Origin of the sequence: uncultured Gemella sp., from assembly GCF_963529685.1 — a bacterium.
Lineage (GTDB): Bacteria > Bacillota > Bacilli > Staphylococcales > Gemellaceae > Gemella.
In genome coordinates this window covers 1-24,501 of record NZ_CAUSAI010000025.1, presented here as the reverse complement: position 1 = coordinate 24,501, position 24,501 = coordinate 1, and the positions used below count along the sequence as shown (strand labels likewise).

At 31.0% G+C, this 24,501-nt stretch carries 22 protein-coding genes and 2 other annotated features; of the genes, 19 read left to right on the top strand and 3 right to left on the bottom strand.

What is annotated here, in order from left to right; all coding sequences use genetic code 11:
- Positions 1–561: 561 nt before the first annotated feature.
- Together RWS90_RS05040 and RWS90_RS05035 are read right to left on the bottom strand one after the other, a co-directional pair.
- Positions 562–1,110, bottom strand: a complete 549-nt coding sequence (locus tag RWS90_RS05040) for a hypothetical protein (protein ID WP_314549218.1) — start codon at positions 1,108–1,110, stop codon at positions 562–564.
- Positions 1,111–1,114: 4 nt separating this feature from the next.
- Positions 1,115–1,459 carry a helix-turn-helix domain-containing protein gene (locus RWS90_RS05035; protein ID WP_314549214.1) on the bottom strand — a complete coding sequence of 115 codons (345 nt, stop codon included), beginning with the start codon at positions 1,457–1,459 and terminating at the stop codon, positions 1,115–1,117.
- Between the two features lie 183 nt (positions 1,460–1,642).
- Here RWS90_RS05035 and RWS90_RS05030 point away from each other — a divergent pair, with 183 nt between their 5' ends.
- From RWS90_RS05030 to holA, 12 genes are all read left to right on the top strand, one after another.
- The gene (locus RWS90_RS05030; protein ID WP_314549212.1) at positions 1,643–2,233 is read left to right on the top strand and encodes a nitroreductase family protein; all 591 of its coding nucleotides are present in this window, start codon (positions 1,643–1,645) and stop codon (positions 2,231–2,233) included.
- A 229-nt stretch (positions 2,234–2,462) separates the two neighbouring features.
- The gene (tsaE, locus tag RWS90_RS05025) at positions 2,463–2,915 is read left to right on the top strand and encodes a tRNA (adenosine(37)-N6)-threonylcarbamoyltransferase complex ATPase subunit type 1 TsaE (protein WP_314549209.1); all 453 of its coding nucleotides are present in this window, start codon (positions 2,463–2,465) and stop codon (positions 2,913–2,915) included.
- A complete protein-coding gene (tsaB, locus tag RWS90_RS05020) occupies positions 2,909–3,577 on the top strand; it encodes a tRNA (adenosine(37)-N6)-threonylcarbamoyltransferase complex dimerization subunit type 1 TsaB (protein ID WP_314549206.1) in 669 nt (222 codons plus the stop codon). The genes tsaE and tsaB overlap by 7 nt, the downstream gene beginning before the upstream one ends.
- Complete coding sequence (gene rimI, locus RWS90_RS05015; RefSeq protein WP_314549203.1) at positions 3,561–4,013, top strand: ribosomal protein S18-alanine N-acetyltransferase; 453 nt, start codon at positions 3,561–3,563, stop codon at positions 4,011–4,013. Before tsaB ends, rimI begins: the two co-directional genes overlap by 17 nt.
- Positions 4,000–5,040 carry a tRNA (adenosine(37)-N6)-threonylcarbamoyltransferase complex transferase subunit TsaD gene (gene tsaD, locus RWS90_RS05010; RefSeq protein WP_314549201.1) on the top strand — a complete coding sequence of 347 codons (1,041 nt, stop codon included), beginning with the start codon at positions 4,000–4,002 and terminating at the stop codon, positions 5,038–5,040. The genes rimI and tsaD overlap by 14 nt, the downstream gene beginning before the upstream one ends.
- Positions 5,041–5,129: 89 nt before the next feature.
- Entirely contained in the window at positions 5,130–5,945 is an 816-nt protein-coding gene (locus RWS90_RS05005; RefSeq protein ID WP_314549200.1) for a phosphotransferase, read from the top strand.
- Positions 5,946–6,040: 95 nt separating this feature from the next.
- The gene (locus RWS90_RS05000) at positions 6,041–7,165 is read left to right on the top strand and encodes a cysteine desulfurase family protein (protein WP_314549198.1); all 1,125 of its coding nucleotides are present in this window, start codon (positions 6,041–6,043) and stop codon (positions 7,163–7,165) included.
- The gene (gene mnmA, locus RWS90_RS04995; RefSeq protein ID WP_314549195.1) at positions 7,165–8,277 is read left to right on the top strand and encodes a tRNA 2-thiouridine(34) synthase MnmA; all 1,113 of its coding nucleotides are present in this window, start codon (positions 7,165–7,167) and stop codon (positions 8,275–8,277) included. The genes RWS90_RS05000 and mnmA overlap by 1 nt, the downstream gene beginning before the upstream one ends.
- A gap of 165 nt (positions 8,278–8,442) precedes the next feature.
- Positions 8,443–9,078: a helix-hairpin-helix domain-containing protein gene (locus tag RWS90_RS04990; RefSeq protein ID WP_314549192.1), complete on the top strand. Its 636-nt coding sequence runs from the start codon at positions 8,443–8,445 to the stop codon at positions 9,076–9,078.
- A gap of 2 nt (positions 9,079–9,080) precedes the next feature.
- Positions 9,081–9,545, top strand: coding sequence for a ComE operon protein 2 (locus RWS90_RS04985; protein ID WP_314549190.1), 465 nt, complete (start codon positions 9,081–9,083; stop codon positions 9,543–9,545).
- A complete protein-coding gene (locus RWS90_RS04980; protein WP_314549188.1) occupies positions 9,545–11,470 on the top strand; it encodes a ComEC/Rec2 family competence protein in 1,926 nt (641 codons plus the stop codon). The genes RWS90_RS04985 and RWS90_RS04980 overlap by 1 nt, the downstream gene beginning before the upstream one ends.
- Positions 11,470–12,450: a DNA polymerase III subunit delta gene (gene holA / locus RWS90_RS04975; RefSeq protein WP_314549185.1), complete on the top strand. Its 981-nt coding sequence runs from the start codon at positions 11,470–11,472 to the stop codon at positions 12,448–12,450. Before RWS90_RS04980 ends, holA begins: the two co-directional genes overlap by 1 nt.
- Before the next feature lie 119 nt (positions 12,451–12,569).
- Here the strand turns inward: holA and rpsT are convergent, their stop codons facing one another.
- Positions 12,570–12,812, bottom strand: a complete 243-nt coding sequence (gene rpsT, locus RWS90_RS04970) for a 30S ribosomal protein S20 (protein ID WP_003145397.1) — start codon at positions 12,810–12,812, stop codon at positions 12,570–12,572.
- A gap of 374 nt (positions 12,813–13,186) precedes the next feature.
- Between rpsT and RWS90_RS04965 the strand changes: the two genes are divergently transcribed.
- From RWS90_RS04965 to rpoC, 7 genes are all read left to right on the top strand, one after another.
- Positions 13,187–13,714 (top strand): QueT transporter family protein, encoded by a 528-nt coding sequence (locus tag RWS90_RS04965; RefSeq protein WP_314549182.1) that lies wholly within the window; start codon positions 13,187–13,189, stop codon positions 13,712–13,714.
- 127 nt (positions 13,715–13,841) lie between these two features.
- Entirely contained in the window at positions 13,842–14,579 is a 738-nt protein-coding gene (locus tag RWS90_RS04960) for a MerR family transcriptional regulator (protein ID WP_314549180.1), read from the top strand.
- Positions 14,580–14,662: 83 nt separating this feature from the next.
- Positions 14,663–14,795: a sequence feature (ribosomal protein L10 leader region), on the top strand.
- A gap of 32 nt (positions 14,796–14,827) precedes the next feature.
- Positions 14,828–15,328 (top strand): 50S ribosomal protein L10, encoded by a 501-nt coding sequence (gene rplJ, locus RWS90_RS04955; protein WP_314549177.1) that lies wholly within the window; start codon positions 14,828–14,830, stop codon positions 15,326–15,328.
- Positions 15,329–15,380: 52 nt separating this feature from the next.
- Positions 15,381–15,743, top strand: coding sequence for a 50S ribosomal protein L7/L12 (gene rplL, locus RWS90_RS04950; protein ID WP_314549176.1), 363 nt, complete (start codon positions 15,381–15,383; stop codon positions 15,741–15,743).
- A 153-nt stretch (positions 15,744–15,896) separates the two neighbouring features.
- Positions 15,897–16,493, top strand: coding sequence for a class I SAM-dependent methyltransferase (locus tag RWS90_RS04945; RefSeq protein ID WP_314549174.1), 597 nt, complete (start codon positions 15,897–15,899; stop codon positions 16,491–16,493).
- A gap of 154 nt (positions 16,494–16,647) precedes the next feature.
- A complete protein-coding gene (gene rpoB, locus RWS90_RS04940; protein WP_314549172.1) occupies positions 16,648–20,475 on the top strand; it encodes a DNA-directed RNA polymerase subunit beta in 3,828 nt (1,275 codons plus the stop codon).
- 71 nt (positions 20,476–20,546) lie between these two features.
- Entirely contained in the window at positions 20,547–24,227 is a 3,681-nt protein-coding gene (gene rpoC, locus RWS90_RS04935; protein ID WP_314549171.1) for a DNA-directed RNA polymerase subunit beta', read from the top strand.
- 91 nt (positions 24,228–24,318) lie between these two features.
- Positions 24,319–24,432 (top strand) — a sequence feature (ribosomal protein L20 leader region).
- The last annotated feature ends 69 nt before the right edge of the window (positions 24,433–24,501 follow it).

Sequence of the window (24,501 nt, the reverse complement as noted above, 5' to 3'; positions counted from 1 at the left end):
AGCCACGATAAAACCTCCTATATATTTTTCGTGATGTGGTCATTTGAACGTCTTTAGATTTTTCGTTCTCCCACTCAATCAAGTTTTGTATTTTTACATACTTGAATATGATATCACACTGGATAAGTAATTGCAAGTATTTTGTTAAGTTTTTTTAAAAAAAATAACTAACCAATAAAAATAAAAGTATTTTCAATTGAGTAGATATTAAAATAATACAACTTAGTGGTATAAAATTCAAGTATAAACTAAATTATTTTGATTTAATAAAATCTCAAATTTAAAAGAATAGAAGTGTACATTTATTTTATAGAAGAATAATTTCATAGACTTAGATTTTTTCACGTTCTAAATATACTGAAGAACTAATTACATTAAATAATGATGGGAATAACTCAAAGTTCTAATTTTTTTAAAAAAAGTTTATCAGAGAGCGTATAGGAATAATGGTTTATTGATATCTGAATTCGCTTTATAAAAGCTATTTAGACATCTAATAAACTATACGGGGGTATATATCAAAATCACAATTTTGAGTCATGCCCATCATTTTTAAAATATTTATTTTGGTTTTTTCGATATTAAAGCTGAAAAGTCTAAATCATCGTATTTACTTTTGTTTAGTCCTGTTAAAGAATCGAAATCAGTATCTGGAAATAGTGGATCAAAATCGTCGAGTTCAATACTAGAAGTGTTAGTATTTGAGGGTTTGTCAAAAGTAGATTTGTTTGAATTAATTGTTTCCAAATAGGTATTATTATCCTCAATATTAAAAATCCTGTTAAGTTCTATCTGCTCATTATAACTAGGAGTTGTATGATTATCATCATAATTATATTCAATGGAAACTTCTCCAAAATTAGAGCTTGCCGTACCTTTTTGATTGTAAAATAATACGCCATATTCTTCTAAAAGTTCTTCTTCTGTATAATTATTTAGAGGATCTTCTATAGGGGATATAGTACTTTCGTAGATTTTTTTAACTAGATTTTCATCAGTTTGAATTTTATTGTCTTTAATATCCCAAGAAGAAATTAGTCTATAAATTATGTCTAGTTGTTCACTAGAAAGAAGGTGAAGTTTTGATTTGATTTCATTTAGTTTATCCATAGTTCTATACTGCTTCTCTATTTTCTTTTAAGTAATCTATGTAGTCATTTCCCCAGATTTCTAATTCATTAAGTACTGATTGAAATTTTTTCCCTATATCTGTCAGACTGTATTCAACTTTAGGCGGAATTTGAGCATAGACTTTGCGATTTATAAGTCCGTCATGTTCTAGTTGCTTTAATTGTTTTGTTAGTGTAGCTTGGGTGATTGTCCCTAGTGATCTTTGCAACTCGTTAAATCTAACACTTTTATCTTCAAGTAGGTGAAGAATTAGTATAGTCCATTTACCAGACAATATTTTTTGGGTTGTAAAAAAAGGGCATTTTCCAAAAGGTTCTTGTTGTTCCATAAAAATCTCCTTAAAATTTCATTGATATTATACAATTCTATCATAAATGATACTAACTATTATAAAAAAACGTACTTGTTATTTTTTTAGTTAATATTATAATTATATATATAATAATTATATATAATAATTATAAAACAAATAATAAGGTTTGACAATAGCTAAAAAACGGAGGACATAATAATGACAGAAGCAAAAAATTTATATCAAAATAGAAGAAGTGTATATGCGTTAGGTAAAAACTTACCAGTATCTGAACAAGAAGTGTTAGAAATTATTGATAATGCTGTTAAACATTCACCAAGTGCATTTAATTCACAAACTGCTCATGCAGTAGTATTATTAGGTGAAAACCACCAAAAACTTTGGGATATTACTTTTGGAGAATTAGAAAAATTCTTAAAAAATGAAGAAGCTAAAGCAGCTACAAAAGGTAAAATTGATAGTTTTGCTGCGGCTTATGGGACAATTTTATTCTTTGAAGATCACGATGTAGTAAAAGGACTTCAGGAACAATTCCCATCATATGCTGATAATTTCCCAATTTGGTCAGAACAATCAACTGGAATTGCATCATTTGCAGTTTGGAATGCATTAGCAGAGGCTGGAGTTGGAGCTAACATTCAACACTATAACCCAGTTATCGATGGGAAAGTTGCTGCTGAATGGAATATTCCAGCGAACTTAGTATTACGTGCTCAAATGCCATTTGGTGAAAAATTACAAGAAGCCGCACAAATTGAAAGAACTTCAAGAGTAAGAGTTGTAAAATAATATTTGATTTAACGCTGTATTGAATGAGTTATAATAACGCTAAGATAAAGATATCTTGGTGTTATTTTATATTTTTAAAGATAATGGGATAGATAGAAAAAAAGTTTCTAATTTCAATATATTTAATATGGATATTGCCATTATTTATACTATTAGTTGTTGGAATATACTGGTAAATATGGTATTATAGTAGTTGGTAAATAAATTTAAAAATTTAGAAGGTTTAACAATGTTAAAAATAGTTATAAGAGATTTAGAGGATACTAAACGTTTAGCAAAAATTGTTAGTGAAGGTATAGAAGATAGATTAGTTCTTTTGTTAAATGGAGATTTAGCAGCAGGAAAAACTACTTTTACGAAATATTTAGCTGAATATTTAGGTGTAAAGAGTGTGGTTAATTCACCAACTTTTAATATAATGAAAGAATATAAATATCCTAATGGAAAATTGTATCATATTGATGCTTATCGTTTGGAAGATAGTGATGAAGATTTAGGTTTTGAAGATATTTTCTTTGAAAATAATGTGAGTGTTATCGAATGGGGCGAATTTATTGAAGAGTTTTTACCAAGTGAAAGATTAATTTTCAATATTCGCTTAGTAGATGATTACAGAGAAATTGAAGTTATTTCTAGTGGAGAATATAAAAAAATTGAAGAAAGGATTCGTGAAAATTGGTAAGTTTAATAGTAGAAGCTTCTAACGGAGTGTGTTCAATCGCATGCTTTGAAAATAAGACTGTATTAGCTGAGAAAAACTTTGTATGTAGTAATAATTTATCAGCTGTTATTTTAGAGGAAATTGATAATTGTTTAAAAGAAGCTAATAAGAAAAAAACGGATTTAACTGAAATTATATCAAGTGAAGGACCAGGTTCATACACAGCGATTCGTGTAGTCGCAGCAGTATGTAAAACTTTAGCTTATACATTAAAGATTAAATTAAAAAAAGTGTCATCATTAAAATTACAAGCGTTATTAGAATTTGATAGTAATAAGTTATTAGTATCTTTTATTGATGCACGTCGTACTAATGTTTTTGGAGCGGTGTATAAAAATGAAGCTGGTAAATTAGTAGAAGTATTTGAAGAAGGATATTATTCGCTTGAGGAAATTAACAACTTTTTATCTTTGCAGAACGAAGAATATGTGTACATTAGTAAGGATATAGCGAAATTAAACGATTATCTTCTTGATGGATCAAAAAATGATGAAATGGTTAGAGCTGCTAATGTTATAAAAATATATGATTCTTTAGAAGAGATTGATTGTTATAATATGAAACCACAATATTTAAGAAAAACTGAAGCAGAAAGGGAACTTGAAAATGATAAAAATAAATAAAGTAGATGTTAATGATTTAGATGTATTATCAAGAATTGATATAGATAATTTTGAAGATGCGTGGACGAAAGAAATGTTTAAATCTGAGTTGGAACATGAAAACGCTGAATATTATGGATTATTTAATGATGGTGAAATTATTGGATTCTGTGGTGGTTGGCTTGTAGCTGATGAATATCAAGTTAATAAAATAGTTATAGATAAACCTCATCAAAATAAGAAATTAGGTCAAATTTTCTTCACTTATGTTATGCAATTATTAAAATTAAAAGGTGTTAAAAAGGCTATTGTAGAAGTGCGTGTTAGTAATATGCCTGCGATAACTATTTATGAAAAATCTGGATTCACAACAGTTGATATGAGAAAAAATTATTACAAAAATAATGGAGAAAATGCTTTTGTAATGGTAAGGGATTTTAGTAATGAAAGAATGTAAAAATTTAGAAAATGTAACTATCTTGGCTATAGAAACAAGTTGTGACGAAACGAGTGTTGCTGTCGTGAAAAATGGTAAAGAAGTACTATCGAATATCGTAAGTAGTCAAATTGAAACTCATAAGCAATTTGGAGGGGTAGTGCCTGAAATAGCGAGTAGACAACATATAGAAGTAGTAATGCAGATTGTTGAAGAAGCTTTGGAAGAAGCTCAAATTACTTTAAACGATATAGATGCAATTTGTGTAACGCAAGGACCGGGATTAATCGGTTCATTACTAGTTGGTGTTAATGTGGCGAAAACATTAGGTTATGCTTTAGATAAACCTTTAATAGGTGCACATCATATTGCAGGACATATTTATGCCAGTAATATAGACAATGATATAGTTTATCCATCATTAGCTCTTGTAGTTAGCGGGGGACACACAGAACTTGTTTATTTGAAAGATGAGCTTGAATTTGAAATAATCGGTTCTACTTATGATGATGCTGTAGGAGAAGCCTACGATAAGGTCGCAAGACAGTTAAATCTTGAGTATCCTGGAGGTCCTAAAGTAGACAAATTAGCTAAATTGGGTGAAGATAAGTATAAATTCCCTCGTGCAATGATTGATAGTGACGATTATAATTTTAGTTTTTCAGGTATGAAGTCAGCAGTGATTAACTTTGTTCATAATGCAAAACAACGTGGTGAAGAAATTGTACCTGAAGATTTAGCTTGTAGCTTCCAAACAGCGGTAGTAGAGGTTTTAATTGCTAAAACTAAGAAAGCTATTGTTAATTTAGGCGTAAAACAAGTGATATTAGCGGGTGGAGTGGCAGGAAATAGCGAACTTCGTAAGCAAATCCTAGAACTAGAACAACAATTAGGAGTAGAAGTACTTATTCCGAAAATGAGCTATTGTAGCGATAATGCAGCTATGATGGGAGCAGTAGGATACTATTATTATAAAAATAATATTTTTTCTAATCCGTTAACGCTAAATGCGAAGTCAACATTAGATTTAGAAGAAGTTAGAGGATAAGCATTAGAAGGAGACTGACTCGACAAAATTGATTTTTTCAAAATCATGGTTTTTGAGTCACTCCTTTTTTATGACTATTTTGGTGAATTATGAAAAGACAACTTGATGAATTATTAGATGCAGACTTACAAAAAATTAATCATATTTCTGAAAATAAGCATTATGCAGGTTTTTCTAAAAAGTTTAATAAAGAAGTTTTTGTTAAGATTTTTAAAGATCCGTTAAAATATAATTTAGAGTATGAAGTATTAAAAGAACAGAATAATTTATTATTGAATTTACAAGAGTATAATGCTTTTGTATTAGAGTATGAAGACTATATACCAATAACACGAGAAACTATGGTTGATGATGATATTATTAGAATTGCAAAGTTAATTGCTGAATTTCATAAAGATAATTGGCTGTTGATAAAAAATGAAAAAGAAGTATCTTTAGAAAAAGTTTTAGAGAAAAATGTGTCAAGAATAGCTGATAGAAGAGAATATGAAAAGGTATGTGAAATTAACTCGAAATTCTTAAAAAATATAAAAGTGTTAGAAGCAGAATATGAAGACACATTAGTGTTAATCCATGGTGATTTTGGTCTGAGAAATATAATGAAAAAAGATGATAGCTTAGTATTAATAGATTTTGAGAGAGTGAAGTATGCTAGTTATTATTTAGACTTTATTAAATATTTTTATCAGGATTTGAATAATGATAAAAGTAAAATAGAATTGTTTTTAGAACATTATTATGCACATTCATTTGAAAAAGCAATTTCAAAAGAATTAGAAAATAGTTTAATATTTATATCTGCACTAGGTATATTAAATTATACAAAACGTGTCAACGATAAGGAGTTTGAGAGTTTGGGTTTAAGAATGCTAGCTGATGTAGATGATTACTTTAGAAAAAATTGAGAATATAGATAATACTTTTATATAAAGTGCAATTGATTTTATTTGACCATTATTTGTGTTAAAATATAGTATAATTATAATTAGGAGGCGATGATATGGCGAATATTTATTTAGATTATGCAGCTACATCAAAAAAACATTTTGATATTATAGAAAAGAATATGAATGTAATAAGAGAAATCTATGCTAATCCAAGTAGTAGCCATACTCTAGGTAAGAAAAATGATAGGCTAGTTCGTGAAGGTCGCGAAAAAATAGCTAAATCTCTAAATGCAAGTAGTAATGAAATTATTTTTAATTCTGGGGGCACTGAGAGCAATAATACAGTATTTAACCATGTGTTAACTAGATTTGAAACAGGAGAGATAATAATTTCTTCAATAGAGCATCCTTCGGTTAAAGCGAGTGCTAAGAGACTTGAAAGATTTGGATTTATCGTACATGAGCTATCAGTAGATGAAAGTGGAACTATAAATCTAGAAGAATTAAAAGAAAAGATTAATTCTAATACGGTATTGATTTCAATAATGCTAGCAAATAATGAAACTGGAGTATTAAATCCTCTAAAAGAAGTTTCAAATCTTATAGCCGGTAAAAACATATTATTACATAGTGATATTGTTCAAGCTCTAGGAAAAATAGAAATAAATGTTAGAGAATTAGGTCTCGATTTTGCCTCTGCCTCTGCTCATAAGATTGGCTCACTTAATAATTTCGGATTTTTATATGCAAAAGATGGGGATGTTGAACCACTTCTTTTAGGTGGAGGACAAGAAAACGGTCTTCGTTCAGGTACAACTGACTTGTTAGGAATGTTGGTACTTTGTGACTGTTTAACTGAAACATTGGCATCTATACCAAGTCTTCGTGAGTTGAAAAATTATTTTATTGCAAAACTTGAAAAGAGTGATATTGAATTTGAGGTGAATGGATCTATAGGAAATTCGTTACCTAATATTTTAAATGTTTACTTTAAAAATATAGAAGCACAAAGGCTTATAACGTATTTGGATGCACAATCTATTTATATATCTGGAGGTTCTGCTTGTAGTTCTGGTAATATAAAAGGTAGTCGTATAATTAAGGAAATGTATGATATTGAACGTGCAGCACATTCTGTAAGAATAAGTGTTGGTTTCGATATTAATAAAGAATTAATAGACGAAGTTATAACTAAAATTGTAACTTTAGAGAAGAGAATAAAAGAAAGGAACTTATAATGAATAGCAACAAAAAAGTAGTAGTTGGAATGAGCGGCGGAGTAGATTCATCAGTAACAGCGTATCTTTTAAAACAACAAGGATATGATGTTATTGGAGTATTTATGAAAAACTGGGAAGAAAAAGATGATAGAGGGGTTTGTGTTGCTGAGAAGGATTATGAGGATGTTATAAAAGTATGTGAACAACTAGATATTCCTTATTATTCTATTAACTTTGAAAAAGAATATTGGGATAAAGTATTTACGTACTTTTTAGATGAATACAAAAAAGGTCGTACACCTAACCCAGATATTATGTGTAATAAAGAAATTAAATTTAAAGTTTTCTTAGAATACGCAGAGGACTTGGGTGCTGATTATGTGGCTACTGGTCACTATGCTCGAGTTAAGGATGTTGATGGAGAACGTTTAATGTTACGTGGTGTAGATAATAATAAAGATCAAACTTACTTCTTATCTCAATTAAAACAACATCAAATCAAAAATATCTTATTCCCGGTAGGAGAACTTGAGAAAAAAGATGTTCGTAAGATAGCAGAAGAAGCGGGACTTGCGACAGCGAAGAAAAAAGATTCAACGGGTATTTGTTTCATCGGTGAGAAAAACTTTAGAGAATTCTTATCACAATACTTACCAGCTCAAGGAGGAAAGATGATTGATTTAGATGGTAATGTTCGTGGGGAGCATGTTGGGCTTATGCATTATACAATTGGTCAACGTCATGGTTTAGGTATCGGTGGAACTAAAGATACTGAAGGTGAAGCTTGGTTTGCATGTGGTAAAGACCTTGAAAATAATATACTGTACGTTTGCCAAGGATTCCACAATGAAAAACTTTACTCAGATAGTTTATTAGCAAGTTCACTATCGTTTACAACTAAAAATCCACAACCTAATAAATTTACATGTACTGCAAAATTCAGATATCGTCAACCAGATACTGAGGTAGAGGTGGAAGTTTTAGAAGATAATAAAGTAAAAGTTGTCTACAAAGAGCCTGTTAGAACTGTTACACCAGGACAAGCGGTTGTTTTCTATGATGGAGATGTTTGTCTAGGTGGAGCAATTATCGATGAGGTCTATAAAGACGGGAAAAAACTTCAACTATAATATGTAATAAAATCCTAAAAGTTAGAGAAAATCTAATTTTTAGGATTTTTTAGTTTGTTTTGCTTAAGGATAATTTAAAATAATTAAATATAAATGAATCTTTCTTAGTTTTCGTTATTAATCTTACAAATTTAGTGATATAATATAAGTATCGGGGGGATAAATATGAGAATTAATAAAGAAGAAACTGTTGTGTTTTTTAAACAAAATATTAAATCTATTGTTTTAGCATTTTTTTGTAGTGTAGTTGTTATAGGAATAGGGCTCTATTACTTTAATTATAATAAAACAGAAGACTATAATAACATTAGTTTTTCAAATCATAAAAGTGATAGAATAGATAATGAAGAAAAAAATGATGATAAACAAGATGAAAAGATTTTTGTTGATGTTAAGGGGGCTGTGAAAAATCCTGGTGTTTTTGAAACTACAAAGGATAAGAGGATAAAGGATTTAATAGATGTAGCTGGTGGCCTTTTAGATGATGCTGATACATCTACTTTGAATTTAAGCCAAAAAGTAAAAGATCAAATGGTTATTTATGTCCTTAAACATGGGGAAAAACCTAAACAAATGTCTGAGATTGGTACAACTAGTTCATCTAGTGGTGAAGTAATAAATATTAATACGGCTAATAAGGAACAACTCATGAAAATTTCAGGGGTTGGTAAAACTAAGGCAGAGGCAATTATCGAACATAGAGAAAAAAATGGAGATTTTAAAAAGAAAGAAGATATAACAAAAGTACGAGGTATAGGTAAGGCTACTTTTGAAAAAATTAAAGATAAAATAGAGGTATAATTATGCAAAGAATTAGTTGGGACGAGTACTTTATGGCTCAAAGCCACCTATTGTCACTTAGATCGACTTGTAGCAGGTTGTCTGTTGGTGCGACAATAGTTAAAGATAAACGAATAGTTTCTGGTGGGTACAATGGATCTATTAAGGGTGATGAACATTGTATAGATGTTGGTTGCAAAGTAGTAGAAGGACATTGCGTTAGAACTATTCATGCTGAAATAAATGCTATTTTGCAGTGTTCTAAATTTGGAGTAGGAACTGAAGGTGCGACAATTTATGTTACACATTTTCCTTGTTTAAATTGTACAAAATCTATAATTCAAGCAGGGATAAAAGAAATTTGCTATGCAAATGATTATAGAAATAATGAATATGCTCGAGAGTTATTAGAAAAATCAGGTGTAATCATAAGAAAAATAGATTATGATGTAAACAATGTGATTGAAAGGTTATTAAATAATAAATAATGTTTTACTTACAACTTTCTTTACTAGCATTAGGGGCGATATTATTAAATTTTAACGTAGTAATATCTATGCTATGTATTGTTATTTTTCTACTGATAACTTGGAAAAATAAAAATCTTGATGCTAGGAAAACTATTATCTGTATAATGGTCTTCTTAGCGTTTTTTATTCGGGGAGCATATGAACAAAAAACTAATACTTCACATTTAAATAATATAGAAAATAAAAATTTTGAGGTATTAGTTTCTGATAAGATTGATGTTAATGGTAATTATATGTCTGGAATTGGATATATTAATAACGAAAAAGTTTTGATTAATTATATAGTGAAAAATGAGGATGAAAAGAGGTTTTTTAGAGAAAAATTTTGGGGAGGAAAGCTGGTGGTAAATGCCACGATAGATGATATCCCAAGTAAAACTAATTTTTACTCATTTGACTATAAGAAGTATAATGAGAAAAGAGGTGTTTTTAAAAAAGTCACTATTAATGACTTATATAAAGTTGAAAATGTAGACTCATTTGGATTTAAATTACTAACATATAGAAATCTATTAAGTCTTAAGATAGATAGAGAACTTACTTTTGATAAAAGTGGATATTTTCAAGCTTTAATATTTGGAGATAAGAGTTATTTACAAAGGGATGATGTATCTGCCTTTAAAAATTTGGGAACAAGTCATTTACTAGCGATTTCTGGATTGCATATTGGGGTGCTAATCTCTCTAATATATTTTATTTTATTAAAATTAAATATTAGTGTTAATATTATTGAAAAAATTATACTTATTATCATTCCGATATACATATTACTTAGCGGAGCAAGTGCATCTGTTCTAAGGGCTGGGTTTATGATTATATTATATATACTATTTAGAAGAAAGAATATTGATAAGTTGGGTAGTCTACTTCTTACGCTGTTAATATTATTAATGGTCAATCCTATGTTTATTTTTAATATTGGATTTCAGCTTTCTTTCTTGATAACATTTTGCTTATTAATGTCGGGACGTTTTATCAAAGATTCTAAGAATAAATTTCAAGGGGCTTTTAGGATTAGTCTTATTTCTACTCTGGCAAGCTTTCCTATTTTACTGTATAATTTCGGTACAATAGTTTATATTTCAGTGTTTAGTAACATTATACTAGTACCTGTTTTTAGTATTTTAATTTTTCCTTTAGTTTTAGTTAGTTATGTAATATTTTTAATAAGTAGTCAATGTTTTAACGTATTTTGTAAACCACTTTTAAATTTCATATTTAATTTATTTGATAGAATACAGGATCCCTTTTTATTAGCAGCTCCTATTCGTATAGGACAACAAAGTTTATTGTTTATTGTTGTAATCTTTATCCTTGTAATATTGATAATGGTACAATTGAATAATTTTAAATATATTAGAGCTTCTGCAAGTGGATTTTTTATAATAATATTGTGTTTTGGGGTAACTTATCTTCCACGAAATTATGTTGAAAAACTTAAAATTGGAAAAGAGAATGTCTATTATATTAGAGCAAATCAAAGCAATATGTTAGTAAATACATCTAGTAATATAAAAAATTTTTACACTGATTACAGAAAAAAAGATAAAGAATATGATATAATGAATGAGTATGATTTACTTTTGAATTATGAAGGGAAGAATAAGTTTGATTATCTTCTCCTTACTTCAGCAAAAAAAGGAAAGAGTGAATATTCAAAAGATTTATTGGCAAATGGACTGATTAAAAAGGTTATAGTAGTTGATAGTATAAATATGAACTTCATAGAGTTAAGAAATATAGCTGAGTTTAAGAAGGTAGACTACATAATTCTAAAAGAAGGAACAGAGATTAAACTAGGAATGACTACTGTATATTATTTTGCAGGTAAAGTAAAAATAAAAAATCAAAGTTCAGAATTTGAGATTGAGGTAGATAATTGATGAAAAATATCTATGTGATATATGGAGAAAATTTTGAGGCTATTAATGATTATGAAAAAAATATAGCTAAGAATTATTTGAAAGAGGTAGATGAATTTAATTATATAAAAATTAATATGCAAGAAAATACTCTTGAAACATTAGTATATGAATGTCGTAGTAGCGGTTTATTTGGTAATGAAAAGGTAGTTGTTGCAGAGAATTGTAATTTTTTACTTTCGAAACCTAAAAAAATAAAAGTAGAACATAACATTGATACTTTGAGTAATTATATAGACAATATTAGTAAAGAAGTTGTACTAGTTTTAAAGATAACAGATAAGATTGATAGTAGGAAGAAATTAATAAAGAAAATAAAGGAAGTAGGAGAAGTTAAAGAATTTTCTAATTTTAATGAAAAAGAAATTGCAAGCTATATAGTAAAAACTGTTACTGATTCTAATATGAAGATTTCGAAAGATGATGCTGAATTTTTAGTGAATTATACTCGGTTAGATTTCGCAAATATAAAAAAAGAATTAGAAAAACTGCTCCTTTATTGTGAAGATAAGAGAATTATTACAAGAACAGACATAGAACTATTAGCTACACGCAGTTTAGAATATGATGTTTTTAGTATTACTAATGAACTATTTGGAAAAAATTATTCTAAATTAAGAGAAGTTTATAACTCGTTAGTTCTTAAGAAAGAAGAACCGATATTTTTGCTTTCATTAATTAGTGGACAATTAAGAGTTTATTATAAAGTAAAAGTATTGTTAAATGAACATTACTCCCAAAAAGATATAGCAAAAGAATTAGGTGTTCATCCATATAGAGTGCAATTAGCAGCGCAGGGAATTAGAAATTATAGTGTTGAAAAAATAATGAAAACTCTTATTTTAGCAGCAGATTATGATAAATTATTGAAATCATCTTATATGGATAAGTATATCATATTAGACTTGTTTATTAATAAGCTAATTGAGGAATTAAAATAGTATAATTAAGGAATAAAAACACTACTAAATTCTTTAAAGTAAGAATTGAATGTTAAAAAAGTAATGGAAATAATTAAATAAATGAAAAAAACTACTCGGAAGCCCAAGTAGTTTTTTTATTATTTAGCTAGGTTTGATTTATATCTAGCAGCTGCGTTTTTGTGGATTAAGTTAGTTTTAGCAGCTTTATCGATTTTTTTGTAAGCAAGGTTTACTAACTCTGCAGCGTTAGCAGCACCTTCAGATTTAGCTACTTTAGCTTTTTTAATAGCTGTACGCATTTCAGATTTTTTAGCTGTGTTAGCAGCATTAGTTTTAGCATCTTTTCTTACGCTTAATACTGATGATTTAATGTTTGGCATTCGATTCACCTCCTGGTTCGTATTTTTATTACTAAGAAATATTAATTAATATTCTTAATTACAATGAATTAAGTGTTGTTAGATACAACTACCTCATTTTAACATATTAAAAATGTAAATGCAAGGTGTTTTTATAAATTTTTTTGAGTGGTTTTATTTTTTTTATATTTTTTTGGTTTTTTGTTGACTTACTAGTATAAAGTATGTTAGTATATATGACGTTGATATTTAATTTTACATAGGTAAGGTTATTTGTCTTCTGACTTTATTATAATAAAAGATGTTTGAGAGATCCATCTATAAAAAAAACCTGAAGTACTGGTTTCTCAAATCGGTACTTCTTTCTTTTCTCTTGAACAAGATAAGGAGATATAATGAAAAATAATGCAGTTAAAGTATTAACTATTCAAGCGTTAATAGCAGCTATATATGTGGTGTTAACAGTAGCTATAGCACCATTTTCATACGGTGCAATTCAATTTCGTATAAGTGAATCACTATCTCAATTAGTGGTGTTTAGTAAAAAATATTGGTTCCCTATTACTTTAGGGGTAGCAATTGCTAATATTTTTAGTCCACTTGGAATTGTAGATGTGTTCTTTGGAACTTTAGGAACAGGGTTAGCATTAGCAATCAGTATTTTTGTCTTTAAATTTGTAAAAAACAGAATTGCTAGACACATCGTTAATATTATTATTTATTTAGTTGTTTGTATGCCTATTATTGCATATGAAATTGCTATCTTTAGTGGTGAAAACTCTGCAAGAGTACCATTTGAATTTGAGGCATTTACAGCTATTTACGGATCACTTTTATTATCACAAGTTATCGTGATGGTAATTGGTATAGTTATTACAGAAGCTTTAAATAAAGCTGTAGATTTAAAAAAAGTATTTGAATAATATTCATAAAAAATCGTTAAGAAATTTTCTTAGCGATTTTTTTATTTTAGTATTGACCCTCACGTTGCGTTATGGTATATAATAAATTTATCACTGGTGAAATATTATAAAGTATAGAGGAATTAATATGAGGATAAATGAAGTTGCAAAACTTACAGGAGTGAGTGCAAGAACATTACAATATTATGATGAAATAGGACTATTGATTCCAGAAAAATTAAATAACGGGTATAGAGATTATTCGGATGAGAATTTAGAAAAACTTCAAAAGATACTATTTTATAAATTTTTAAAGTTTAAGTTAAATGATATAAAAAAATTACTAGATGCAGATGACGATAATTTAAAAATACTTGAACTACAACGTGAATTAATTTTAAAAGAAAAAGAGAAGTTTGAAATAATTCTCAATAATATAGAAAAAACAATAAAAACATATAAAGGAGAACAAACAATGACTATAGAAGAAAAATTTAATGGATTTAAAAAAGAAGACTTAAATAAGTATGAAGAACAAGCTATAGAAAAATATGGGAAAGAAACAATCGAAGAATCGAAAAAAAGACAGAGTGGTAAAGAAGATATTGTTGCTGAGAAATTTAATAGTGTTTTTTGTTCAATGGCTGAATATAAACAAGACGGATTTAGTATAGAAGAAAAAGAAGTTCAATCAAAAGTAGAAGATTTATATAACTATATGAATAAGTATGCATTTGATTGCAGTATTGAAGTATTCTCGTATATAGGAAAGGGATATTCTCAAAATCCAGAATTTAAGAATAATATAGATAAATTTGGAGAAGGGGTAGCTGAGTATATCTCTAAAGCTATAGAAATATTTTGTAATGATAGATTAAATAAATAATATTGTAAAAACTATTTTAAAAAGAGTTTGAATTTTTTTTAAAAAAACTATTGACAAAACAAAGTGTTTATATTAAACTAATTAAGTCAGTTGAAAATGTACCGTAGACAGTAGGGGGAGAAATCCTTAATTAACCTACCGAGGACAAAATTCGAAAAGAAACTTATGTGCCTTTTTGTATGTTCTCGCATGCAAGAAGGTTTTTTTAATGGTACTGAAATTGATAAATCTACTTAGGAGGAAGTTCAATGTCAAAAGCTATTGAGAGAAAACAAGAGTTAGTAAATCAAATCGCAGAAGAAATTAAAGCAAGTTCTTCAGTTGTTATTGCTGACTACCGTGGATTAAACGTTGCGGAAGTAACAGAATTACGTAACAACATGCGTAACGAAGGTTTAACTTTTAAAGTTTATAAAAACTCATTAGTTCGTCGTGCGATGGAGCAAGCAGGAATTGAAGGATTAGATGAAGTTCTAACTGGACCAAATGCTTTTGCTTTCTCAACAGACGATGCTGTAGCTCCTGCTAGAGTTTTAAACGATTTCGCTAAAGAACACGAAAACTTAGAACTAAAAGCTGGTGTTATAGAAGGAAAAGTTGCAGATCAAGCTGAAATTAAAGCTATCGCGTCATTACCAAGCCGCGAAGGATTACTTTCAATGTTACTATCTGTATTAACAGCGCCAATGCGCAATACTGCTTTAGCTGTTAAAGCTGTTGCAGACCAAAAAGCTGAACAAGAAGCTTAATAAATAAAAAATATATTAAAATACATAATTTAAAAATCGGAGGAAATTTATAATGACTAAAGAACAAATTTTAGACGCTATCAAAGAAATGTCAGTTTTAGAATTAAACGACTTAGTAAAAGCAATTGAAGAAGAATTCGGAGTAACTGCTGCTGCACCTGTAGCTGTAGTTGGTGGAGCTGCTGCTGGAGCTGCTGAAGAGAAAACTGAATTTGACGTAGTTTTAGCTAGTGCTGGAGAATCAAAAATTAAAGTAATCAAAGTTGTTCGTGAAATCACTGGAGACGGATTAAAAGAAGCTAAAGAAAAAGTTGATGGAGCGCCAGCAACACTTAAAGAAGGAGTTTCTAAAGAAGAAGCTGAAGAAATCAAAGCTAAATTAGAAGAAGTTGGAGCAACTGTAGAAGTTAAATAATTTCTATTCTAAGTAGATAAAAAGATAGATGTAAATAAACAATAATATTCTATTTGAGAATATTTGATACGATGATAATAACAAAAATAGTATATCTCAAGTGTCTAGCTATGGGATATACTATTTTCTTTCATTTTAAGAGGTGTCTTTATTATGGAACATTATTATACAAATAATCCGACGACAAAAAGTCGTGAAAAAATTATTAACTCAACAATAGCGAATGAGAATTTAAAGTTTTATACAGATAACGGAGTATTTTCTAAAGAAAGTGTTGATTTTGGTACTAAAACAATGCTAGAATCTTTCAGCACAGATAAAGAAAATGCTAAAGTAGCGGATATTGGATGTGGCTATGGAGTTATATCTATATTCCTGGCAAAAAAATATCCGACTTTTAGGTTCACTATGGTAGATGTGAACAATAGAGTTTTAGAGTTATCTAAAAAAAATATTGAACTTAACAAAATAGAGAATGAAGTAGAAGTACTAGAAAGTAGTTCCTTTGATAATGTTGAAGGAAACTTTGATATAGTTTTAACAAACCCGCCTATAAGAGCTGGGAAAAAAATCGTACATAAAATAATGACGGACAGTTATGAACACTTAAATGTCAAAGGAGAACTTTGGGTGGTTATACAAAAAAAACAAGGTATGGCTAGTTGTAAAAAATTATTAGAAGAAGTTTTTTCTATGGTGGAAGTTGTAACGAAAAATAAAGGTTATTATATTCTGAAAGCTGTAAAATAATTGACAACTTGCTATGACTATGATAAAATGATATATTGCAAGTAATTCTATTTTCTTTTAGGTAGAATTGCCAAAATTATATAAGTAAGTAAGTAAGAGAAAATGTTTATATTTTCTTTTTAGTTTTTAAGAGAAAAGCTGAGAGGTGACACAGTTGCAAAAAGTTAAATTTGGTAAGCACAGAGAAAGACGTAGCTATGCTAGAATATCAGAGGTAATTGATTTACCGGACTTAATTGAAATTCAAACGTTATCTTATGATAAATTTTTAGAAACTGGTCTAAAAGATGTTTTTAAAGATGTATCGCCGATTGAGGGTAATAATGAAAAATTAAGTTTAGAATTTATCGATTATAAATTAGGGACACCTAAGTATGATGTTGATGAATCAAAAGAACGCGATGCTACATATTCAGCACCTTTAAGAGTGCGAGTACGTTTAATTAATAAAGAACGTGACGAAATTAAAGAACAAGAAGTATTTATGGGTGAATTACCATTGATGACAGAAACTGGTACGTTTATTATCAATGGTGCAGAACGTGTAATTGTATCTCAATTAGTACGTTCACCTTCTGTATATTTTACAGAAGATGATAAATTAAAAGTTAAAAATATTCCAAATGCCTATAAAACAACTGTTATTCCGAACAGAGGAGCTTGGTTGGAATTTGAAAAAGATATTAAAGGGCTAGTTTATGCGCGTATCGACAGAACTAGAAAAATCCCTTTAACAACGCTTATAAGAGCGTTAGGTTTTGAATCTGACGAATCTATTATTAAATTATTCGGAGAAGATACAGAGCTATTAAACACATTAGAAAAAGATGAAAACCTAGATACAGGAACTGCGTTAAAAGTAATTTATGATAAATTACGTCCTGGAGAACCAGCTAACGTAGAAACTGCAAAAGCAACTTTACACGGTAGATTCTTCGATCCAAGAAGATATGACCTTGCTAAAGTAGGACGTTACAAATTAAATAACAAACTTCACGTTGGTGAACGTCTAGAAAACCAAATTCTAGTAGAACCAATCGTTGATACAGAAACAGGAGAAATTTTAGTAGAAAAAGGTACTAAATTAACTCGTGAAATCATTGATGGAATTTATACTGAATTAGGAACTACTGCTAACGTAGTTGAATTTGATATGAATGAAAGTCTTGATGGAAGCGATAGCCTAAAATTACAATTATTCAAAATTGTAAACCAAGTTAAAGTAGGTAACGACTTCAATATCGATGAATTAACTGATGATCAAGTATTACACGTAATTGGTAATGGAGCACCTAATAAAGATGTTCTAACATTAACAATTGCTGATATCGTAGCAAGTATTAACTACTATCTATTATTAATTAGAACTCGTAGAAATAACGATGGATTTGAATTTGAATTAATCGGACGTGTAGATGATATCGACCACCTTGGTAACCGTCGTCTACGTTGTATCGGTGAATTATTACAAAACCAAATTCGTGTAGGTATTTCTCGTATGGAACGTGTTGTGCGTGAACGTATGAGTATTCAAGATACAAATGAAATTACGCCACAACAACTAATTAACGTAAGACCAGTTACAGCAATTATTAAAGAATTCTTTGGAAGTTCTCAACTTTCACAATTCATGGACCAAGTAAATCCATTAAGTGAGCTTACTCACAAGCGTCGTTTATCTGCACTTGGACCTGGTGGTTTAACAAGAGAACGTGCAGGGATGGAAGTACGTGACGTTCACTATTCACATTATGGTCGTATGTGTCCAATTGAAACTCCAGAGGGGCCAAACATCGGTCTTATCAACTCACTTTCTTCATTTGCTCGTATAAATGAATTTGGATTTATTATGACTCCATATAGAAAAGTTGAATTTGATGGAGAAGGACGCCCATATGTAACGAAAAACGTACAATACTTGACAGCTGATCAAGAAGATAAATACGTGGTAGCCCAATCAACTGCTAATGTTGATGAAAAAGGGTACTTCGTAGATGCTGAAGTAGTTTGTCGTTTCAGAGGAGATAACACGGTTAAACCCCGTGAAATGATGAATTTCATGGACGTATCACCTAAACAGGTAGTATCTGCTGCGACTGCATGTATTCCATTCTTAGAGAATGACGATTCAAACCGTGCCCTAATGGGAGCGAACATGCAACGTCAAGCAGTACCTCTAATGATTACTGAAGCGCCATTCGTTGGTACAGGTATGGAGCACCTTGCAGCACGTGACTCAGGAGCTGCGGTTATCGCTAAATACTCAGGTATCGTTGAATACGTAGATGGAGCAAAAATTAAAGTACGTCGTATTGAAACACTAGAAGGTAAAGAGATTAAAGGTGACTTAGATACATACGTAATTCACAAATTCGTACGTTCTAACCACTCTACAGCTTACAACCAAAAACCAATTGTTAAAGTTGGAGATAGAGTAGAACCTAAAGATATCCTTGCGGATGGTCCATCAATGGATAAAGGAGAATTAGCTTTAGGTAAAAACCTTGTAGTAGCATTCGTTAACTGGGATGGTTATAACTATGAGGATGCTGTTATCATGAGTGAGCGTCTTGTAAAAGATGACGTTTATACTTCTATCCACGTAGAAGAATACGAAACAGATGCTCGTGATACTAAATTAGGACCTGAAGAAATTACTCGTGAAATTCCTAACGTAGGTGAAAATGCACTTAGAAACTTAGATGCACGAGGAATTATTAGAATTGGTGCTGAAGTTAAAGATGGAGATATTTTAGTAGGTAAAGTTACACCGAAAGGATTAACTGAACAAACTCCAGAAGAAAAATTATTATATGCTATCTTTGGAGCTAAATCTAAAGAAGTACGTGATACTTCATTACGTGTACCTCACGGTGCTGATGGAGTAGTTGCTGATGTTAAAATCTTTAAACGTGAAGATGGGGCAGAATTACCTAATGGTGTAAACGAACTTGTTCGAGTATTTATCGTTCAAAAACGTAAAATCCGCGTAGGGGATAAAATGGCTGGACGTCATGGTAACAAAGGGGTTATATCGAATATCTTGCCAGAAGAAGATATGCCTTACCTACCAGATGGTACGCCAGTTGACGTAATGTTAAACCCACTTGGGGTTCCATCTCGTATGAACATTGGGCAAGTATTAGAGCTACACTTAGGTATGGCTGCTAAACAATTAGGAATTCACGTTGCTACACCAGTATTCGATGGTGCTAGTGATGAAGATGTATGGTCTACAGTTGCTGAAGCTGGAATGGCTAAAGATGCTAAGACAGTTCTTTATGATGGACGTACAGGTGAACCATTCGACAGCCGTGTATCTGTAGGGGTAATGTACATGATTAAACTTGCACACATGGTTGATGATAAACTTCACGCTCGTTCAATTGGACCATACTCATTAGTAACTCAACAACCACTTGGAGGTAAAGCTCAATTTGGTGGACAAAGATTTGGTGAGATGGAGGTATGGGCACTTGAAGCTTATGGTGCTGCATATACTCTTCAAGAAATCTTAACATACAAATCAGATGATACTAATGGTCGTGTGAAAACTTACGAAGCAATCGTTAAAGGTGAAAATATTCCACGTCCTGGTGTCCCTGAATCATTCCGAGTGCTTATGAAAGAACTTCAAGCCTTAGGTATGGACTTTAGAGTAATGGATAATGATGATAACGAAGTTGACATGGGTGACATTGATTTAGGAGATACTATTGATTTCCATGAGTCACACAATCACAACCACGATGAAGAAAATTCAGAAGAAGCTTCTGAAAAAGTTGAAGCTTCAAATGAAGATGCTGAAGAAGGATATCAAAGTTTGGCTAATTTAATTCTTTCAGATACAGATGAATATGAAGATGTAGAAGAAGATGATAGCGATGAAGAAACTTCAGGATATCAGGCATTGGCAAGTCTTTTAATGTCAGATACAGATGAGTATGATGATGTAGAAGAAGACGATACAGATGAAGAATAATATAAATTTTACAATTAATCACAAAGAACTATTCAAGGCTTTTATACAAAAAAATAAAGGAGGTATGCTCCTTGATAGACGTAAATAATTTTGCATATATGAAAATTAGTTTAGCTTCTCCTGAAAAAATCAGAAGTTGGTCTTATGGAGAGGTTAAAAAACCTGAAACTATTAACTATAGAACTTTAAAACCAGAAAATGATGGACTATTCTGTGAAAGAATTTTTGGTCCAACTAAAGACTGGGAATGTGCTTGTGGAAAGTACAAACGAGTAAGATATAAAAACATTAAATGTGATAAATGTGGAGTTGACGTTACTTTGGCAAAAGTACGTCGTGAAAGAATGGGGCACTTAGAATTAGCTGCCCCAGTCAGCCACATTTGGTATTTTAAAGGTATTCCAAGTAGAATGGGTCTTCTACTTGACCTTAGCCCAAGACAATTAGAAGAGGTAATCTATTTTGCTTCTTACATTGTTATTGATCCAGGTGAAACTGACTTCATGAAAAAACAAATTGTTTCTGAACGTGAAGTACGTGAAGCACGTAGTACATTTGGAGCAAACTCTTTCGTAGCTAAAATGGGAGCTGAAGCAATTCGCGACTTATTAGCTGAGTTAGATATCGAAAAAGAACTTAAAGAACTTAAAAACGAACTTAAAGAATTAAGTGAAAGTAACTATAAATCAGGTCAAAAAGTTGTAAAAATCATCAAACGTGTTGAAGTATTCGAAGCGTTTAAACACTCTGGAAATAAACCAGAATGGATGATTATGACAGTATTACCTGTTATCCCACCTGAATTAAGACCTATGGTTCAATTAGATGGTGGACGATTTGCAACAAGTGACTTAAACGACTTATATAGACGTGTAATTAACCGTAATAACCGTCTGAAAAAACTTATCGAACTTAAAGCACCAGGGTTAATCGTACAAAACGAAAAACGTATGTTACAAGAAGCTGTTGATGCATTAATCGATAATGGACGTCGTGGTCGTCCAGTAACAGGTCCTGGTAATAGAACATTAAAATCATTATCTAATATGTTAAAAGGTAAACACGGTCGTTTCCGTCAAAACTTATTAGGTAAACGTGTTGACTATTCAGGTCGTTCAGTAATCGTAGTTGGTCCAAACCTAAAAATGTATCAATGTGGATTACCTAAAGAAATGGCACTTGAATTATTCAAACCATTCGTAATGCGTGAATTAGTTAAACGTGAATTAGCTAATAATATTAAAAATGCTAAAAACCAAATTGAAAGAATGGAAGATCATGTATGGGATATCTTAGAAGATATTATTCGTGAGCACCCGGTATTACTTAACCGTGCCCCGACTCTTCACAGACTTGGTATCCAAGCATTCGAACCAATCTTAGTAGAAGGACGTGCTATTCGTCTTCACCCTCTTGTTACAACAGCGTTCAACGCTGACTTTGACGGTGACCAAATGGCCGTTCACGTACCATTATCAAAAGAAGCACAAGCAGAAGCGCGTATGCTAATGTTAGCTGCTCAAAACATCCTTAACCCTAAAGATGGTAAACCAGTAGTTACACCATCTCAGGATATGGTATTAGGTAACTACTACCTAACACTTGAAAGACCTGGAGCAGTAGGGGAAGGAATGATTTTCAAAGATGCTGATGAAGCAAGAATTGCTTATCAAAATGGATATATTCACCTACACACTCGTGTTGGTATCGCGGCTAAATCATTTGAAAATCCAACATTCACAGAAGAACAAAATAAAAAATTACTTGTTACTACAATTGGTAAAGTAATATTCAACGATATATTACCAGAAGGATTCCCTTATCTAAATGAACCTACTAAAGACAATTTAGAAGTTGCGACTCCTGATAAATATTTCGTATCGCCATCTGATTTAACAGAAGATGGATTAAAAGCTTTTATAGCAGAAAAAGAAGCTGTAACACCATTCAAAAAAGGATTCTTATCAAAAATTATCTCTGAAATCTTTAATAGATTCCACATTACTGAAACATCTATGATGTTAGATAGAATGAAAGATTTAGGATTCAAATACTCTTCAAGAGCGGGTATTACAGTAGGGGTAAGTGACGTATTCGTTCTACCTAATAAATATGAAATTTTAGCAGACTCACAAGCTAATGTTGATAAAATCACAACATTATATAGACGTGGTCTATTAACTGAAGAAGAAAGATATCAAAACGTTATTGCTCAATGGGCAAAAGCAAAAGATATCATCCAAGATCAACTTATGGACTCTCTTCCAGCGACTAACCCAATTTACATGATGAGTGACTCTGGAGCCCGTGGTAACGCGTCAAACTTTACACAGTTAGCCGGAATGCGTGGTCTGATGGCATCTCCATCAGGACGTATCATGGAAATGCCTGTACGTTCATCATTTAAAGAAGGATTAACAGTATTAGAGTTCTTCATCTCTTCTCACGGTGCGCGTAAAGGTCTTGCCGATACAGCACTTAAAACTGCCGATTCTGGTTACTTAACTCGTCGTCTTGTAGACGTTGCACAGGATGTTATAGTTCGTGAAAACGACTGTGGTACATCACGTGGATTAAGAGTAGCGGCACTTAAAAATGGAACAGATGAAATCGAAAGCTTACAAGAGCGTCTTGAAGGTAGATACAGTAAAGAAACTGTTGTCCACCCAGAGACAGGAAAAGTTATCGTTGAAGATGGCCAATTAATTACATTAGATACAGCTAAAGAAATTGAAGCAGCTGGTATTAAAAGTGTTGTTATCAGATCAGCATTTACATGTAACTCTCGTCACGGAGTTTGTGAAAAATGTTATGGTAAAAACTTAGCTACAGGTGAAAAAGTAGAAGTAGGGGAAGCAGTTGGTACAATTGCTGCTCAATCTATCGGAGAACCTGGTACACAGCTTACAATGCGTACATTCCACACAGGTGGGGTTGCCGGTGCCGATATCACTCAAGGGTTACCTCGTATTCAAGAGTTATTTGAAGCGCGTAATCCTAAAGGTAAGGCATTAATCTCAGAAGTTGATGGAACTGTTACGAAAGTTGAAATCGATAATAATCACGTACGTAGAATTTACGTATTAAGTGAAATCGGTGAAGAAAGAGAATATCAAGACTATGGCGCTAGCCGTATGTTAGTTAAAGAGGACGACAAAGTTAAACGTGGCCAAGCTTTAACAGAAGGTTCTATCGAACCAAAAGAACTATTATCAATTGCAGGATTAGAGGCTGTTCAAAGCTATCTATTAACAGAGGTACAAAAAGTTTACCGTATGCAAGGGGTAGAAATCAGTGATAAACACGTAGAGGTTATGGTCCGCCAAATGTTAAGAAAAGTACGCGTAATCAATGCAGGGGATACTGACTTACTTCCAGGTTCATTAGTTGATATTCATAAATTCACAGATGAAAACAAAAAAATTCTTGAAGCACGTGGAAATATGGCTACAGCTAAACCTGTAATCCTTGGTATCACTAAAGCTTCATTAGAAACAGAAAGTTTCTTATCTGCAGCCTCATTCCAAGAAACAACTCGTGTTCTTACAGACGCAGCTGTTAAAGGAAAAGTTGATAAACTTATGGGACTTAAAGAGAACGTTATTATTGGTAAGCTAATTCCAGCTGGAACTGGTATGCCAAGATATAATGATGTTGATATTAAAGCAGAAAATGAATTAGAATTAGAAGTAGATAACGAATTAAGTAGACCAATCGAAGAAGAATTACACGAAGAATTAGGTTCTATTTAATAAAAATAGATGAAAGTCGATAGGAATATAAAAAAAATGTTATATTCCTATTGACAAATCTATAAAAAGTATGTAAAATAAATAATGTTGAATACAAAAGTAGAAGCACCCGTTTCTCACCTGCCAATATAGATTGTTCAGGTAAATGTAGATGAAATGTAGAATTTTATGCTGGGTGTTTTGCACTCAGTTTTTTTTTAATGCTTTTAGTATTTAATGAATTTATAAATAGGAGGTGCTGATCATTAGTAAAGATACTGCACAAGTAAATGAA

Excerpts from the sequence above, each read along its gene's own strand:
- RWS90_RS05040 (WP_314549218.1), bottom strand. The coding sequence starts at position 1,110 with ATGGATAAACTAAATGAAATCAAATCAAAACTTCACCTTCTTTCTAGT.
- RWS90_RS05035 (WP_314549214.1), bottom strand. The coding sequence starts at position 1,459 with ATGGAACAACAAGAACCTTTTGGAAAATGCCCTTTTTTTACAACCCAA.
- RWS90_RS05030 (WP_314549212.1), top strand. The coding sequence starts at position 1,643 with ATGACAGAAGCAAAAAATTTATATCAAAATAGAAGAAGTGTATATGCG.
- tsaE (WP_314549209.1), top strand. The coding sequence starts at position 2,463 with ATGTTAAAAATAGTTATAAGAGATTTAGAGGATACTAAACGTTTAGCA.
- rimI (WP_314549203.1), top strand. The coding sequence starts at position 3,561 with ATGATAAAAATAAATAAAGTAGATGTTAATGATTTAGATGTATTATCA.
- tsaD (WP_314549201.1), top strand. The coding sequence starts at position 4,000 with ATGAAAGAATGTAAAAATTTAGAAAATGTAACTATCTTGGCTATAGAA.
- RWS90_RS05005 (WP_314549200.1), top strand. The coding sequence starts at position 5,130 with ATGAAAAGACAACTTGATGAATTATTAGATGCAGACTTACAAAAAATT.
- RWS90_RS05000 (WP_314549198.1), top strand. The coding sequence starts at position 6,041 with ATGGCGAATATTTATTTAGATTATGCAGCTACATCAAAAAAACATTTT.
- mnmA (WP_314549195.1), top strand. The coding sequence starts at position 7,165 with ATGAATAGCAACAAAAAAGTAGTAGTTGGAATGAGCGGCGGAGTAGAT.
- RWS90_RS04990 (WP_314549192.1), top strand. The coding sequence starts at position 8,443 with ATGAGAATTAATAAAGAAGAAACTGTTGTGTTTTTTAAACAAAATATT.
- RWS90_RS04985 (WP_314549190.1), top strand. The coding sequence starts at position 9,081 with ATGCAAAGAATTAGTTGGGACGAGTACTTTATGGCTCAAAGCCACCTA.
- RWS90_RS04980 (WP_314549188.1), top strand. The coding sequence starts at position 9,545 with ATGTTTTACTTACAACTTTCTTTACTAGCATTAGGGGCGATATTATTA.
- holA (WP_314549185.1), top strand. The coding sequence starts at position 11,470 with ATGAAAAATATCTATGTGATATATGGAGAAAATTTTGAGGCTATTAAT.
- rpsT (WP_003145397.1), bottom strand. The coding sequence starts at position 12,812 with ATGCCAAACATTAAATCATCAGTATTAAGCGTAAGAAAAGATGCTAAA.
- RWS90_RS04965 (WP_314549182.1), top strand. The coding sequence starts at position 13,187 with ATGAAAAATAATGCAGTTAAAGTATTAACTATTCAAGCGTTAATAGCA.
- RWS90_RS04960 (WP_314549180.1), top strand. The coding sequence starts at position 13,842 with ATGAGGATAAATGAAGTTGCAAAACTTACAGGAGTGAGTGCAAGAACA.
- rplJ (WP_314549177.1), top strand. The coding sequence starts at position 14,828 with ATGTCAAAAGCTATTGAGAGAAAACAAGAGTTAGTAAATCAAATCGCA.
- rplL (WP_314549176.1), top strand. The coding sequence starts at position 15,381 with ATGACTAAAGAACAAATTTTAGACGCTATCAAAGAAATGTCAGTTTTA.
- RWS90_RS04945 (WP_314549174.1), top strand. The coding sequence starts at position 15,897 with ATGGAACATTATTATACAAATAATCCGACGACAAAAAGTCGTGAAAAA.